This window comes from Methylobacterium sp. J-118 (assembly GCF_057836565.1).
Genome location: NZ_JBYQFA010000001.1, coordinates 124,976 through 138,492 on the forward strand (window position 1 = coordinate 124,976; position 13,517 = coordinate 138,492).

Consider the following 13,517-nt stretch of genomic DNA (forward strand, 5'->3'; position numbering starts at 1 on the left):
GGGCGTGCGGGGTCTCGCGCCCGTCTACAGCATTTCCTTTGCCGGTGAACCCGGCTCCGCGCCCGCAGGCCCTGCCTGGTCCGGCCCGCCGTGGCGATCGTCGGGTCTCCGGCCGGCTCCCCCCTCGGTGGGTTGCCGAATTTGCACGTCCGATGTTGGGATCATCGCCCGGTCGACGGGTGTGGCGGTCCAAAGCCCCCACGCGCCCGCCCCCGCAGAGGGAGGGCGCGTGGGGGGCAGCCGTTGCTCGACACGGGTCGCCCCGCCGCGCGGATCGCTGCTGACGCCCCTACCGCCCCGCCTCCGCGCCGTCGCGCCGGAGCAGGAACACCCCCTGCGCCCCGAACAGGTTCCAGACCCACCAGGGCATCGAGAACCGCATCGGCCGGCCGCGGGCGTCGAGCGCCGTGGCGTGCTCGATCCGGGTGCCGATCAGGCGGCACAGCCCGACGAAGTCGCGGATCGTGCAATGGTGGATGTTGGGCGTCTCCCACCACGCATCCGGCATGATCTCGGTGACCGGCATGCGGCCGCGCAGGGCGAGTTCGGACCGGACCCGCCAGTGCCCGAAATTCGGGAACGAGATGATCACCTGCCGGCCGATCCGCAGCAGGTGTTCCAGCACCACCCGGGGATTGCGGGTCGCCTGGATGGTCTGGGACAGGACCACCACGTCGAAGGCGTCGTCCGGATAATTGGCGAGGTCGGTATCGGCATCGCCCTGGATCACCGGCAGGCCCCGGGCGAGGCAGGCGTTCACCCCCTCCCGCGACAATTCGATCCCGCGCCCGTCGATGCCGCGGCGGTCGCGCAGGAGCGCCAGCAGCGAACCGTCGCCGCAGCCGATGTCGAGGACCCGGGCCCCCGCCGGGACGAGGCCGAGCACCACGAGGTGATCGACCCGGGCGCCGTTGCCCTCGCCGGTATGTGGGAGGATGTCGGCACTCTCCCACGGGGTACCGGGGACGATCTTGCCCAGGGCCGCCTGCCCCGACGCCGTCCTGCCGGGCACGCCGCTCACAGGCCGCGCGCCCGGGCGGCGGCGTCGATGAAGCCGCGGGCGGCGGAGAACATCGCCGGCTCGTCGAGCAGGAAGGCGTCGTGACCCTTGTCGCTCTCGACCTCCACGAAGGCCACCGGCGCCGCGGCGGCGTTGAGCGCGTGCACGATCGCCCGGGAATCGCGGGTCGGGAACAGCCAGTCGGAGGTGAACGAGATCACGCAGAACCGGGTCTTCGTGCCCCGGAAGGCGTTGGCGAGCACGCCGCCATGGTCCTCGGCGAGGTCGAAATAATCCATCGCCCGGGTGAGATAGAGATAGGCGTTGGCGTCGAACCGCTCGACGAAGCTCAGACCCTGGTGGCGCAGGTAGCTCTCGATCTGGAAGTCGGCGTTGAACGAGAAGGTCGGCGCCGAGCCGCCCTGGAAGCGGCGGCCGAACTTCCGGTGCAGCGCCGGCTCGGAGAGATAGGTGATGTGCGCGCCCATCCGGGCGACGCCCAGGCCCTTGGCCGGCCGGGTCCCCGCCTCCAGGTAGCGCCCGTCCGCCCAGGCGGGATCGGCCATGATCGCCTGCCGCCCGACCTCGTGGAAGGCGATGTTCTGCGCGGAGTGGCGCGCGCCGGTGGCGATCGGCATCGCGGCGAAGACGCGCTCGGGATAGAGCGCCGCCCATTGCAGCACCTGCATCCCGCCCATCGAGCCGCCGATGCACAGGAACAGGTCCTGGACGCCGAGATGCTCCAGCAGCATGGCCTGGGCGCGGACCATGTCGCGGATCGTCACCAGGGGGAAGTTCAGCCCGTAGGGCCGCCCGGTCGCCGGGTCGATCGAGGCCGGCCCGGTGGAGCCCATGCAGGAGCCGATGACGTTCGAGCAGACGACGAAGTAGCGGTCCGTGTCGATCGGCTTGCCGGGGCCGACCAGCGTCTCCCACCAGCCCCCCTTTCCGGTGACCGGATGGGTGTGGGCGAAATACTGGTCTCCGGTGAGCGCGTGGCAGATCAGCACCGCGTTCGAGCGCGCGGCGTTGAGGGTGCCGGCGGTCTGGTAGGCAATCCGGAACGGCGCGAGCTCGACGCCGGCATCGGTCAGCAGCGGCCTGTCGGCGGCGAAGCATGCAACCGGGCTCTTCGGGTCGAGCGCCTGCGAGCGCTCAGACGCGCGCCGCGACGGCTCGTCGATCGGGTCCGGCCGCAGGGCCGTGTCCGGTTGGGTGTCCATGGCGGGTCTTGACGACCGTGTATCCGGGCCGATCCGAACCGGGTGAGCGCGGGGCCGCCTGACGCGCCGCACTCGCCCGATGCGGCCAGCGATGCCGGGAGGTAATGCGCCCGGCGCCGAGCGTCAACGCGCGGCGGGCCGCCGTGTCAGCGCGTGAGACGACGGTTCACGCCAGCGGCGCCGCCATCAGCGCCAGCCCGAGCGCCGGCAGGCCGAGTGCCAGGAGGGCACGGACGTCCAGCTGGTCGGCGCCGACCCCGGCCCACCAGTGCCGGCTCGCCGCGCTCTCGATCACGATCCCGGCCAACACGAGGGTGCAGCCGACAAGGGCCTGTATCGACACCATGACATCCTCACCCGACCTGCTGTCGGGCAACGCCCGGCGACCTGATTCCCGCTGGGCAATCCCATCCGAGGCCGGACGGTTCCTCAGCGGATCGCCGCCGCGCAGGCGACGAAGACCAGGGCTGCGCCGGCCGCGGTGATGCAGCCATTGGCCCAGGGCGCGGCCTCCACGCGGCGGAGGCGGCAATCCGCGGCGACAGAGGTGAGGATCCCGATCAGGAACAGGCTGCAGGGGATCAGGTCACCGGGCATTGTCGATCCATCCAGGAATACGCGGGGCGCGGCACGCCCGACGCGTCCTATCTGCGGGTTCAACAGGCCGAAACGTGGCGAGTGCCCCGCGGCATTTGCGCGTCGCCGTTTTGCCGCGGCGGCCGCGGATGGATCGTCGCCGTCAGAGCTTGGCCGGGGCTGGCGGCTGGTCGAAATCCTCCGGTCCCATATCCAGGAGGTCGTTCGGCGTCTCGGTCCGGTCGTAGGCCCGGCTGGCGGCGGCCTCGATCGCCGCCTGGTTTCCGGCGAACAGGTCGAGGGGCGCGCGTTCGGCCCCGCCCCCGAAGTGCTGGCGGAGCACGGGGATCGGCACGTCGATGCCGATCACCCGCTCGCCGTTGGTCATGGCGAAGCGGATCAGCGAGTCATCGGCGGGCAGGATATGGGCGCCGCCATCCAGGTAGCGTTCGAGGGGCATGGGCTGGCTTTCGAGTGCGACGATGCGTGACCGTCAACAGGTAGGGCGAGGCGGGCGGGCGCGTAGTCTCGACGGCCCTAACCCTCCGGCCAGCGCAGCTCCGCCCGCAACCCGCCCAGCTCTGAGCGCCCGAAATCGAGCTGCGCCCCCGCGGCCTCGGCCACGTCCCGGGCGATGGCGATGCCGAAGCCGGTGCCCGGCCGGCTCTCGTCCCAGCGCTGGCCGCGGCCGATCCCGGCGATCGCCGCCGCGCTCATGCCGGGGCCGTCATCCGCCACGGCGAGGCGCCGCCATCCCGGGCCGGCCTCGCCGGTGATCCGGACCCGCCGGTGTGCCCATTTGCGGGCGTTGTCGAGGAGGTTGCCCAGCAGCTCCATCAGTTCCCCCTCCTCCCCCGGATAGGCGAGCGCCTCCGGCACGGCCACCGCCCAGTCGAGGGAACCGCCCTCCGGCAGCCGGCGCATGGTGGCCACGAGGCGCTCGGTCACCGGGGCGACCCGGCAGGTCCGCCGCCGCAGGTCCCCGCTCGCGGCGATCCGCGCCCGGGCCAGCGCCCGCTCCACCTGGCCGCCCATCGCCCGGGCCTGCTCGCTGATCTCGGCCGAAAGCCCCGGCTCGGCCGGCCCGGTCCGGCGCGCCAGGGCGTCGAGCACCGCGAGCGGCGTCTTCAGGCCGTGGGCCATGTCGGCGGCCGCGTCCCGGGCGCGGACCAGGGCGCGCTCCTGCGCGTCGAGCAGCCGGTTGAGGTCGGCGACCAGCGGCCGGACCTCGTCGGGGAAGTGCTCCGGCAGCCGCGTCCGCGCCCCGGTATGGATCGCCAGGAGATCCGTCTGCAGCACCCGGAACGGGGCGAGCGCCCGGTGCACGAACAGCCACATCGCCAGCGTCAGCACCACGAACAGCGCCGCCAGCGCCGGGACGAGCAGGCGCAGGAAGGTCGTCCGGCTGGCCGCGAGGCTGCGCCGGTCCTCCGCCACCACGACCCGCAGCCCGGTCTCGGCGCCCGGTGGCCCGATCTCCAGGGGCCGCACCACCGCGATGAGCCGGCCCCCGTCCGGGCCGGTGGCGTCGACGGTGGCGGCGGAAGCCCGTGCCTCGATCCGGCCGAGGTCGAAGCCCCGGTCCCAGAGGGAGCGCGACCGCAGGACCTGTGCGCCCGCCTCCACCTGCCAGTACAGGCCGCCATAGGGCGTGGCGAAGCGCGGGTCCGGCGGCTCGCGCGAGAGCGTCGGGCGCCCGTCCGCCGCGAGGCCGACCCGCCCGGCGATGAGCTTGGCAGTCCGGTCCAGCTCGTCGGCGGTGCGCGCGTCGAGCACCCGGTCGAGGATGAAGGTGAGCCCGATCCCGGCGAGCAGCAGCGCCAGCGCGATCAGCCCCGCCGCCGCGAGGCCGAGCCGGAGGCGGAGCGCGTTGCGCCTCACGGCGCGTCCGGGACGCGGTAGCCCTGGCCGCGGCGGGTCTCGATCACCCCCGGTCCGAGCTTGCGGCGCAGGCGCGTCAGGAGTGCCTCCAGGGCGTTCGCCTCGCGTTCCGTGCCGACCCCGTGGAGATGGTCCAGCACTTCGCCCGCCGGCACGACCTGCCCCTGCCGGTGCAGCAGGAAGGCCAGGAGCCGGTATTCGAGGGCGGTCAATTCGGCGGGGCGGCCGTCGACGCTGACCGCGCGGGTGCGGGTGTCGAGCTCCACCGCCCCGGTCCGGAGCACCGGCGAGGCGTGGCCGGCGGTGCGCCGCAGGATCGCCCGCAGGCGCGCGACCAGCTCCTCCATGCGGAACGGCTTGGCGAGGTAATCGTCGGCGCCGGCGTCGATGCCCTCGACGCGCTCGCGCCAGCCGTCCCGGGCGGTGAGGATCAGCACCGGCAGGGCCACATCGGCGGCGCGCAGCCGGCGGAGCACCCCGAGCCCGTCGAGGCGCGGCAGGCCGAGATCGAGCACCATGGCGTCGTAGGGCTCGGTCTCGGCGCGGAACCACGCCGCCTCGCCGTCGCCCACCACGTCGGCGACGTAGCCGGCACGCTCCAGCCCCTGGCGGATGTCGGCGGCGATGCGCGGTTCGTCCTCGACGATCAGGACGCGCATGGCCGGCCCCTCTCCTCAATCATCGTCGTCCGTGTCCAGGATCTTCAGGGAACCGGCATCGACCTTCACGGTCCGGCGCTTCCCGTCGGCGCCGAGGATGCGCAGCTTGTACAGCCAATGGCCGTCGTCGTGCTTCAGATCGACCGACACCACGTCGCCCGGCACGGCCGCCCGGGCGGCGCGCAGCACCTCGTCGAGGGGGCGGATCTCGCCCTTCTCCAGGGCACGGCGGGCGCGGTCGGCATCCTCGGAGGCGCGGGCCGGCAACCTGGCGCAGGCGAGGCCAGCGAGCAGGCAGACCAGGGCGGCGCGGCGCGGGTGCAAGGCGTTCATGCGGGGACGCGATAGGGCGCGGCGCCTGACGGGAGGCTGACAGGCGCCGTCAGGCTGGCGGGGCGGGACTTCGGCACAAGGGCCCCATACCCCTCCCGGAGACGTGAGACCATGTCGTTGATCCTCGGTGCCCTCCTCGCTTGCGCGGCCGGCCTCGCCGGCACCCTGCTCTGCCCGGACGACAAGGCCGGGCGCACGCGCCTGCCCCTCCTCGCTGCCCTCCTGGCGGGCGGCCTCGCCTGGCACGGCCCCGTACAGGCCGGCGAGACGCTGCACGGCGCCGCCCAGGTGATCGACGGCGGGACCCTCCGGGTGGGCACGCGCCCGGTCAGCCTGTTCGGCGTGGCCGCCCCGGATGCCGACCAGACCTGCTCGGACGCCCAGGATCAGACCTACGCCTGCGGCCGCGACGCGGCCCGGGCGCTGGCCGATCATATCGGCGGGGCCGCCCTCACCTGCGAGGCGCGGGGCGCGGGGGCGCAGGACGGCGCGGTCGTGGCTCTCTGCCGGGTCGGCGGCGAGGATCTCGGAGCCTGGATGGTGGCGCGGGGGCTTGCCGTGCCCGACCGCGCCGCGCCGGACTATGCGGAGGCTGCCGACCGGGCCTGGGGCCGCCGCCTCGGCCTGTGGTCGGGGGTGTTCCAGGACCCGTCCGAGCGTCGCGGCCGGCACGCCGCCGCGGCGGGGCTCGGCCAGGCCGGGTGACGGTTCCCCCGAGCCTGCGGGAACGCTCCCGGGCAGGTCCGGTTGGTCGGGAGAGCCCGCCCGACCGGGTCGCCTGAATCTCGGAGGTCCCGTGAACCGCCTGACTCGCACCGTCCTGCTCGCTGGAATCCTCGTCACTGCCGCGGCGGCCGCGGAGGGCAAGGATGCGGAGCCCGCGTCCGGCGGACGGAGCGACGGCGCCGCCGCCACGACCAGCATGGGCGCCGGCGGTTTGACCGGTACCGGGGCCACGAAGGACGGTGCCCGCACCGGCGCCGGCACCGGCGATGGCAAGGGCCAGACCGGCGGCCCGAAGGCCCCATCCGCCCCGGCACCCGGCACGACCCGCTAATCGGCCGCTCGGAGCGCCGGGGGTGATGAAGCGATCGTCGGCCGCGCTCCGGAGGGGGCGCGGGTTTGGCGGTCCCGGAGCCTTTCGCGTGCCCGCTACTGCGAGCGGCGCCCGAACGAGATCGCGTAGGCCTGGACCCGGGCGTCGATCAGCGGATCGTCCGAGACCTCGATGCCGTCGGTGAGGTTGTTCGGCATGAACAGCAGCGCCTTCTCGGCTTCGGCGCTGTCGGGCACTGCCTTCGACACGGTCAGCGTGCCGAGGTCGACGGTCTTGCGGTCGTCGGGCCATGGCTTGGTCGCATCGTTGGTCGGGTCGCCCGGTTCAGCGAGCTGGGCCAGGACGCGGAACGTCGCCGGCTCCCTGGCGATGCGGGGCCCGATCTCCCCCATCAAAAAATTCGGGTCGCGCTTGGCCGCCTCCTCGGGGGGCAGGATCTCCTCGCCCTGAACCGGCTCGATCCGGAACCGGAACGGCCGACGCTTGCCGTCCTTGTCGACGAAGATGAAGGCGTTGACGCCGTTGTAGGTCTCCCGGGCGAGGCTCGACGGGGTCTTGGCGGTCGCCCCCGCCGTCGCGGCGGCCGGGTGGGCGGCGGCGAAGCGCTCCAGAGCGGTCGGATGCTCCGCCTTCGGGCCGCTCTCGGCCGCGGCCCTCAGGAGGTCGCGGAACTCCTCGCCGGTGGCGACCGGGAAATACTTCAGCGCGTTGGTGACGACATCCATCTCGGCGCCGTCGCTGAGCTTGAACTTCAACGCCATCCCGTGCGGGTTGGCGTTGGCCGCGCCGTCCGGGATGGTCGGGACGCCGGTGGCGTCCGAGAAGCGGATCGTCACCGGCACCGCCGGGCCCGCGAACAGGGACGCCTTGCTGAGCCCGGCCGCCTCGGCCGACGGGGTGAAGCTGCCTTCGGCGACCACACCCTTGGCGTGGTTGGCGCGCGCGCCCGGATGGGTGCCGAACAGCGTGTTCATCGCGTCGACCGTCTGCTCGGCGGTGGAGGCGTCCTGGGCCAGGGCCGGCGCGGCCGCCGTGAGCGCGGTGCTCAGCAGGACGGCGTAACCCAATCTCGAACGCAGCATGAGGATCCTCTCGACAGCCACGGCCCGCCCGGGCCGGTCAACACGGACCGGACCATCTTCTAGGGAGAGAATGGCCGAAGGCACAACCGGACGCTTCGCCGTTGAGCCGCGCGGGTTACGTTTCGGCCGGCTACGTCCGCTCAAGCGGCGCCGGAGCCTGCTACCGCGCCCCGCGGTGGAGGTCGCCGTCGATCAGCAGGGCGCTGCGGCTGTCGAGCCGCGAGCGGTAGACCTGGAGATTCTCCATCACCCGCTGCACGTAGTTGCGCGTCTCCGTGAAGGGGATGCGCTCAACCCAGTCGATCACGTCGACGTCGCCCCTGCGCGGGTCGCCGTAGGCGTCGATCCATTTCTTCACGTTGCCGCCGCCGGCATTGTACGAGGCGAAGGCCAGCACGTAGGAGCCGCGCCAATCCTCCAGGAGCTCGCCGAGATGGGCCTGGCCGAGCTTGGCGCAGTAGGCGGGGTCGCTGGTCAGGCGGTCGACGTCGAAGGCGGCGGCGACCCGGCGGGCGGTGCGCTGGGCGGTGGCCGGCATCATCTGCATCAGGCCCCGGGCGCCGACGCCCGACTGGGCGCGGGGATCGAACTGGCTCTCCTGCCGGGCGATGGCGTAGACCATGGCCCGCTCCACCTGCGGGACCGCCGTGAAGGTCTCGTAGTCGGGGATGCCGATGGTCGGGTAGGCGTGGGCGTCGAGGGGCAGGCCGCGCTGGACGGCCAGCTTGCCGATCGCCACCAGGGCGCGGGCGTCCTTCATGTCGGTGGCGAGGTCACCCAGCGCCTGGAGCTCGCGCGGGTCGGTGAGTTCCCGGGCGGCATCGATGTAGAGCGGCAGGGCCAGCTCCCGGATCCCGGCCTCGCCGAGCAGGCGCAGGGCCCGGATGTAGAGCCGGCCCTCGAAGGTCTGGCGCTCGGCCCCCTCCAGGTCCGCGGGCGCCCGCAGGGGCAGGCTGGTCTGGCCGAGCCGTGCGCGGGCCACCTGCCCGTAATAGGCGATCGGCTGGAGCGCCGCCTTCTCGTAGAAGCGCTTCGCCGCGTCCGTCCGGCCGAGCGCCTCGGCCGCCCGGCCCTGCCAGTAGGCGGCCCGCGCCACCGAGACCGGGCTCTCCGCGATGGCCGTCACCCGCGCGAAGTGCTCGGCGGCGCGCGCCGGATCGCCGGCGAAGCGCAGGGCGATCCAGCCGGCGTGGAACTCGGCCTCGATCCGCTTCTCCGGCGTGCGCGCCGCCTGGGCGCTGGCGACCGTGTAGGCGGTTTTCGCATCACCGAGGTCGAGGAGCTTGCGCGCCACGATCCGGCGCTCGACCCACCACTCGTCGCCATCGACCAGCACGTCCGGGTTGCTCGGCGCTCCGGCGAGCACGGCGGCGGCCGCCTCGGGCTTGTCGGCCCGGCGGAAATACTGCGCCCGGGAGAAGGTGTAGGAGGCGTCGCCCCGGAGCGACGGCGGCACCGCGGCGAGCGCCGAAGGGGCCCCGGACGACTTGTCCTCCACGGCCCGGCGGGCGCGCACGAGGCTGGCATAGGCGCCCCCCGCGTAGCCGGCCGCCCGACCGGCGCTGTCCCAATCGTCCTTCAGGAGCGCCCGCTCCATCCGGTAGCGGTGATCGACCCGGGTGAGCACGTCCGGGAAGGCGTCGAGCACCTTGCCCTCCAGGGACCGCCCGAAGCTCTCGCCGCGCCAGAGGTCGCGGACCATGTCGGCGGCGTCGGCCTCGTAGCCCTCGGCGCGCAAAGCCAGCGCCAGGGCGAACTTGCCCGGCGCGCTCACCGGCTTCGCCGTGGCGAAGTAGGCGCGCACCGTGGCCGGGGGCTTCTTCTCGGAGAGCAGCGCCTCCTCGGCCCGGCGGCGCAGCAGCGGACCGGCCGGCCAGTCCGGGTTGGCCCGGGCGAAGGCGACGGTGCGGGCGAAGCCGATCCCGGCGCCGGCGCGGATCGCCACCCATTCGAGCAGCGCCCGGGCGGCGGGGTCGGTGAAGCCGTCGCGGATCCGGTCGCCGTCGGCGACCCGGCCCTTGCGGTAGAGGTCGATCGCCCCGCGCAGCAGCGTCGGGTCGGTCTCGCCCGAGATCTTCGGCCGCGCCGGGTCCGGCACCTCCGGCACCGGCGCGGCCGGGGTCACGGCGGCGTCGGGCAGCGGGAAGGCCACCGGCGCCTCCGGGTCGGCGGAGGCGTAGGCCGAGGCCGCCGCGGGCAGCGTCCGGGCGGGCTCCTCGCCCCGGTCGCCCAATTTCGTGTCGCTGGTCTCGTCGGCCCGGACAGCCGGGATCGGATCGAGCTTGAGGGCGTCGGCGGCCACCGGATCGGCGGCCTTCGCGGCCTCCGCGCCGCGGACCTGGGCGCTCGAGAGGGCGGCGTCGCTCGCGGGCGGTGCGGGCTGCGTCGCCGGCGCCTCCGCGTCGATCTGGCCCGCCAGCGCGACGCCGACGGTGAGCGCCGTGGCGACGAGCGCGGCGGCGCCGAGGGACGTGCGCTTCGAGACCGGATTCGAGGCCGCGGATCGGATCACGGGTCCCCCCTGCTGATCACCGGAGCGGGAAAGGCCGAGGATGGCGCCGAGACCATTAAGATCGCGTTAACCGTCGCCACGATCTGTTTGCGCCCCGTGGCGCGATTGCCTATGTCTGCCGGCCCGTGACCGTAAGGTGCGGACCCCGTGCGGCGCCGAGACCGCCGAAATCCCCGTCCAGACCCGTTGGGACGCCTGAGATGACCGAGATGACCGGGAGACGCCTGCGGGGCTCGCTCACCGCGCTTGTGACGCCGTTCCGCGACGGGGCCTTCGACGAGGCCGCCTTCCGCACGTTCGTGCGCTGGCAGATCGCGCAGGGCAGCCACGGCCTGGTGCCCACCGGCACCACCGGCGAGAGCCCGACCCTGACCCATGCCGAGCATGACCGGGTGGTCGAGGCCTGCATCGACGAGGCGGGCGGGCGCGTGCCCGTGGTGGCGGGCGCAGGCTCCAATTCCACCGCGGAGGCGGTCGAGCGGGCGCAACACGCCGAGCGCGCCGGGGCCGACGCCGTCCTGGTGGTGACGCCCTACTACAACAAGCCGACGCAAGAGGGTCTCTACGCCCACTTCAAGGCCGTCAACGATGCGGTCGGCATTCCGATCATCATCTACAACATCCCGCCGCGCTCCGTCGTCGACATGAGCGTCGAGACGATGGCCCGCCTGTTCGAACTGAAGAACATCGCCGGCGTGAAGGACGCGACCGCCAAGATCGACCGCGTCAGCCAGCAGCGTCAGGCCATGGGGGAGAGCTTCATCCAGCTTTCGGGCGAAGATGCGACGGCGCTCGGCTACAATGCCCAGGGCGGCCACGGCTGCATCTCGGTGGTGGCGAACGTCGCGCCCCGGCTGTGCGCCGATCTCCAGGAGGCGACGCTGTCGGGCGACTACGCCCGGGCGCTCACGATCCAGGACCGCCTGTTCCCGCTCCAGGCCGGCCTGTTCGCCGAGGCCAACCCGGCGCCGGTGAAGTACGCCCTCGCCCGCCTCGGCCACATCGCCGAGGAGTTGCGCCTGCCCATGGTGCCGGTCTCCGAGGCGACGCGCCGCATCGTGGACCACGCCCTGCGGCATGCCGGCCTTCTCGAAGGCTGAGGAGAGTCACGAACAATGGCCCCGAAACCGGAGCCCAGTCGGCGCATCGTCGCCGACAACCGCGCGGCGCGTTACCATTACACGATCGAGGACACCCTCGAGGCCGGCATCGCGTTGACCGGCACCGAGGTGAAGTCCCTGCGCGGCGGCAAGGCGACGATCGGCGAGGCCTATGCCGGCCCCTCCGGCGGCGACTTGATGCTGTTCAACGCCTATATCCCGGAATATCTGGAGGCGAACCGCTTCAACCACGAACCCAAGCGCCCGCGCCGGCTGCTGCTGCACCGCCGCCAGATCAACAAGCTGATCGGCGCGACCCAGCGTCAGGGCTACACGGTGGTGCCGCTCAAGATCTACTTCAACGACAAGGGCCGGGCGAAGATCGAGCTGGGGCTGGGCAGGGGCAAGCAGGCCCATGACAAGCGCGAGGCCGCCAAGGAGCGCGACTGGCAGCGCGATCGGGCGCGGCTGCTGCGGGACCGGGGGTGAGCTCAGGCGATCCGCCTCACGGCCGAGGTCGGCTCGCAGGTCGGGATCGCTTGAGGCGGGCGGTTTCCCCTTGCGCAGCCTTCAGGAGCGTGTCCCAATCGTCCGGCGGATTGCCCCGGTGCAGCATCTTGCGAAACACCGCGTAAGCGTCGGATCGGCTGCCATAGGCGCGGAGTGATCGGTCATCGTTCACCCAGGCCAGCACGATCACGCGACGTCCGGCATCCTCCCGGTAGCGGAAGAACAGCCGGTATTGCTGGAGGAACTTCGCGCGGAACCAGTGACGATACTGGCTCCCGAGGGTGTCGCCCTGGCGGTATTCGGCCCGGGTCGGGTCCTCGGGTACGACCTCGAACGCGACCTTCAAGACGGCGGCGAGCAGCTTCGCGGGTCGCCTGCTGGCATAGCCCAGTGGATCCCGCTCCCGGGATGCCACCACTTCGGAGACGAGACTTTCGAGCTGGTCGAGAAACAACGGGTGGGCATAGATGTCCCACCCGTTGAGCTGCAAGGGCCGGTCGCTCAACCCGCGTCGCTTGGAAGGGCCTCATCCAAGTCGACCGCGATGCCTTCGACTAGGGCGGCGGCGCGCCAGTAGATCTCCTCGGAGACCGGCTGGATGGCGTGCGGACGTGTTTCGAGATCCCGCGCAATCAAGGTCAGGAATGGCCCGAGGGCAGGATCCTCCTCGGCCGGCGGATCCGCCTTCGCGACGGTGATCGTGCCGTCTGCCAGGCGGCGGAACACGATATGCCCGGATTTGCCCAGTCCAAGCATCCGTCTCACTGCCACCGGCACGGTGGTCTGACCGCGCGCCGTGACCGTGGCGGGGATCTCCAGAACCTCAGCCGCCTTGCCCATTGCACGCTCCGATCTGACGCCCGAAATGGTAATGCATCTGCATTGCCGATCAAGCCAGCGGGCCTCCGCCGGAGGCCGCCGGGTGTGTCGCCTTGGCTGTGGTCCCGCGATGTCCCACATTGGTGGTCTCGCCCGTGCGGCGTTCTGGGCCTGCGAACGCGAGGAGCGCCCCATGTCAGCCATGCACGACATCCTGCCGACCGACCTCCCCGCGCCCGTCGATGATGGCGCGGCCGATCACCTGCGCGGGATGCGTTTGCCCGACGTGGCGCTCACCGCCACGGACGGGCGCACGGTCTCGCTGGCGCGGCTGCCGGGCCGCACTGTGGCCTACGCCTATCCGCGCACCGGCGAGCCGGGGAAGCCGGGTCTCACGCCCGACTGGGACGCGATCCCGGGCGCCCGGGGCTGCACGCCGCAGGCCTGCGACTTCCGCGACCATCACGCCGAACTGAAGGCCCGCGGCGTCGCCCAGGTCTACGGCCTCTCGACCCAGACGAGCGCCTATCAAAGGGAGGCGGCCGAACGGCTGCACCTGCCGTTCCCAATGCTCGCCGATCCCCACCGCGCCTTCGCGATGGCGGCGCGCCTGCCGGTCTTCGAGGCCGGAGGGCAGGTGCTGCTGCGCCGTCTCACCCTGGTGATCGACGACGGCGTGGTCAGCCAACTGTTCTACCCGGTCTTCCCGCCGGACCGAAGCGCCCGGCAGGTGATCGACTGGCTCGACGGCGCGGGCGCCTGAAG

General features: G+C 72.7%; 17 protein-coding genes. 5 read left to right on the forward strand and 12 right to left on the reverse strand.

What is annotated here, in order from left to right; all coding sequences use genetic code 11:
* Positions 1-289: 289 nt before the first annotated feature.
* The 8 genes from metW to AC3IF3_RS00610 form a co-directional block, all read right to left on the reverse strand.
* Positions 290-1,012: a methionine biosynthesis protein MetW gene (gene metW / locus AC3IF3_RS00575; RefSeq protein WP_243970419.1), complete on the reverse strand. Its 723-nt coding sequence runs from the start codon at positions 1,010-1,012 to the stop codon at positions 290-292.
* A gap of 5 nt (positions 1,013-1,017) precedes the next feature.
* A complete protein-coding gene (gene metX, locus AC3IF3_RS00580; RefSeq protein ID WP_489226721.1) occupies positions 1,018-2,223 on the reverse strand; it encodes a homoserine O-acetyltransferase MetX in 1,206 nt (401 codons plus the stop codon).
* A 166-nt stretch (positions 2,224-2,389) separates the two neighbouring features.
* Positions 2,390-2,569: a hypothetical protein gene (locus AC3IF3_RS00585; RefSeq protein ID WP_243970415.1), complete on the reverse strand. Its 180-nt coding sequence runs from the start codon at positions 2,567-2,569 to the stop codon at positions 2,390-2,392.
* Between the two features lie 83 nt (positions 2,570-2,652).
* On the reverse strand, positions 2,653-2,820 hold the full coding sequence (locus AC3IF3_RS00590) for a hypothetical protein (protein WP_243970412.1): 168 nt from the start codon (positions 2,818-2,820) through the stop codon (positions 2,653-2,655).
* 142 nt (positions 2,821-2,962) lie between these two features.
* The gene (locus tag AC3IF3_RS00595; RefSeq protein WP_489226723.1) at positions 2,963-3,259 is read right to left on the reverse strand and encodes a hypothetical protein; all 297 of its coding nucleotides are present in this window, start codon (positions 3,257-3,259) and stop codon (positions 2,963-2,965) included.
* Between the two features lie 77 nt (positions 3,260-3,336).
* A complete protein-coding gene (locus AC3IF3_RS00600; RefSeq protein WP_489226724.1) occupies positions 3,337-4,680 on the reverse strand; it encodes an ATP-binding protein in 1,344 nt (447 codons plus the stop codon).
* A complete protein-coding gene (locus AC3IF3_RS00605; protein WP_243970406.1) occupies positions 4,677-5,339 on the reverse strand; it encodes a response regulator transcription factor in 663 nt (220 codons plus the stop codon). The genes AC3IF3_RS00600 and AC3IF3_RS00605 overlap by 4 nt, the downstream gene beginning before the upstream one ends.
* 15 nt (positions 5,340-5,354) lie before the next feature.
* Entirely contained in the window at positions 5,355-5,672 is a 318-nt protein-coding gene (locus tag AC3IF3_RS00610) for a PepSY domain-containing protein (RefSeq protein ID WP_489226726.1), read from the reverse strand.
* 111 nt (positions 5,673-5,783) lie between these two features.
* Here AC3IF3_RS00610 and AC3IF3_RS00615 point away from each other — a divergent pair, with 111 nt between their 5' ends.
* Together AC3IF3_RS00615 and AC3IF3_RS00620 are read left to right on the forward strand one after the other, a co-directional pair.
* Positions 5,784-6,377: a thermonuclease family protein gene (locus tag AC3IF3_RS00615; protein ID WP_489226728.1), complete on the forward strand. Its 594-nt coding sequence runs from the start codon at positions 5,784-5,786 to the stop codon at positions 6,375-6,377.
* Positions 6,378-6,468: 91 nt separating this feature from the next.
* Positions 6,469-6,729: a hypothetical protein gene (locus AC3IF3_RS00620; RefSeq protein ID WP_489226729.1), complete on the forward strand. Its 261-nt coding sequence runs from the start codon at positions 6,469-6,471 to the stop codon at positions 6,727-6,729.
* Between the two features lie 95 nt (positions 6,730-6,824).
* Here AC3IF3_RS00620 and AC3IF3_RS00625 read toward each other — a convergent pair whose 3' ends face one another.
* Positions 6,825-7,811, reverse strand: coding sequence for a catalase family peroxidase (locus AC3IF3_RS00625; protein WP_489226731.1), 987 nt, complete (start codon positions 7,809-7,811; stop codon positions 6,825-6,827).
* A gap of 160 nt (positions 7,812-7,971) precedes the next feature.
* Positions 7,972-10,323 (reverse strand): lytic transglycosylase domain-containing protein, encoded by a 2,352-nt coding sequence (locus AC3IF3_RS00630; protein ID WP_489226733.1) that lies wholly within the window; start codon positions 10,321-10,323, stop codon positions 7,972-7,974.
* A gap of 200 nt (positions 10,324-10,523) precedes the next feature.
* Between AC3IF3_RS00630 and dapA the strand changes: the two genes are divergently transcribed.
* Positions 10,524-11,423, forward strand: a complete 900-nt coding sequence (gene dapA / locus AC3IF3_RS00635; protein WP_243970395.1) for a 4-hydroxy-tetrahydrodipicolinate synthase — start codon at positions 10,524-10,526, stop codon at positions 11,421-11,423.
* A 15-nt stretch (positions 11,424-11,438) separates the two neighbouring features.
* The gene (gene smpB / locus AC3IF3_RS00640) at positions 11,439-11,912 is read left to right on the forward strand and encodes an SsrA-binding protein SmpB (RefSeq protein WP_243970393.1); all 474 of its coding nucleotides are present in this window, start codon (positions 11,439-11,441) and stop codon (positions 11,910-11,912) included.
* A 16-nt stretch (positions 11,913-11,928) separates the two neighbouring features.
* Here smpB and AC3IF3_RS00645 read toward each other — a convergent pair whose 3' ends face one another.
* Positions 11,929-12,438, reverse strand: a complete 510-nt coding sequence (locus AC3IF3_RS00645; protein WP_489219321.1) for a type II toxin-antitoxin system YhaV family toxin — start codon at positions 12,436-12,438, stop codon at positions 11,929-11,931.
* Positions 12,435-12,773: a type II toxin-antitoxin system PrlF family antitoxin gene (locus AC3IF3_RS00650; protein WP_489226735.1), complete on the reverse strand. Its 339-nt coding sequence runs from the start codon at positions 12,771-12,773 to the stop codon at positions 12,435-12,437. The genes AC3IF3_RS00645 and AC3IF3_RS00650 overlap by 4 nt, the downstream gene beginning before the upstream one ends.
* Positions 12,774-12,945: 172 nt before the next feature.
* Between AC3IF3_RS00650 and AC3IF3_RS00655 the strand changes: the two genes are divergently transcribed.
* The gene (locus tag AC3IF3_RS00655) at positions 12,946-13,515 is read left to right on the forward strand and encodes a peroxiredoxin (RefSeq protein WP_489226737.1); all 570 of its coding nucleotides are present in this window, start codon (positions 12,946-12,948) and stop codon (positions 13,513-13,515) included.
* The last annotated feature ends 2 nt before the right edge of the window (positions 13,516-13,517 follow it).

What these genes read in the sequence shown, in the direction of transcription:
- AC3IF3_RS00615 (WP_489226728.1), top strand. Translation starts at nt 5,784, where the DNA reads ATGTCGTTGATCCTCGGTGCCCTCCTCGCTTGCGCGGCCGGCCTCGCC.
- metX (WP_489226721.1), bottom strand. Translation starts at nt 2,223, where the DNA reads ATGGACACCCAACCGGACACGGCCCTGCGGCCGGACCCGATCGACGAG.
- AC3IF3_RS00655 (WP_489226737.1), top strand. Translation starts at nt 12,946, where the DNA reads ATGTCAGCCATGCACGACATCCTGCCGACCGACCTCCCCGCGCCCGTC.
- dapA (WP_243970395.1), top strand. Translation starts at nt 10,524, where the DNA reads ATGACCGAGATGACCGGGAGACGCCTGCGGGGCTCGCTCACCGCGCTT.
- AC3IF3_RS00650 (WP_489226735.1), bottom strand. Translation starts at nt 12,773, where the DNA reads ATGGGCAAGGCGGCTGAGGTTCTGGAGATCCCCGCCACGGTCACGGCG.
- AC3IF3_RS00605 (WP_243970406.1), bottom strand. Translation starts at nt 5,339, where the DNA reads ATGCGCGTCCTGATCGTCGAGGACGAACCGCGCATCGCCGCCGACATC.
- AC3IF3_RS00595 (WP_489226723.1), bottom strand. Translation starts at nt 3,259, where the DNA reads ATGCCCCTCGAACGCTACCTGGATGGCGGCGCCCATATCCTGCCCGCC.
- smpB (WP_243970393.1), top strand. Translation starts at nt 11,439, where the DNA reads ATGGCCCCGAAACCGGAGCCCAGTCGGCGCATCGTCGCCGACAACCGC.
- AC3IF3_RS00625 (WP_489226731.1), bottom strand. Translation starts at nt 7,811, where the DNA reads ATGCTGCGTTCGAGATTGGGTTACGCCGTCCTGCTGAGCACCGCGCTC.
- AC3IF3_RS00585 (WP_243970415.1), bottom strand. Translation starts at nt 2,569, where the DNA reads ATGGTGTCGATACAGGCCCTTGTCGGCTGCACCCTCGTGTTGGCCGGG.
- AC3IF3_RS00610 (WP_489226726.1), bottom strand. Translation starts at nt 5,672, where the DNA reads ATGAACGCCTTGCACCCGCGCCGCGCCGCCCTGGTCTGCCTGCTCGCT.
- AC3IF3_RS00590 (WP_243970412.1), bottom strand. Translation starts at nt 2,820, where the DNA reads ATGCCCGGTGACCTGATCCCCTGCAGCCTGTTCCTGATCGGGATCCTC.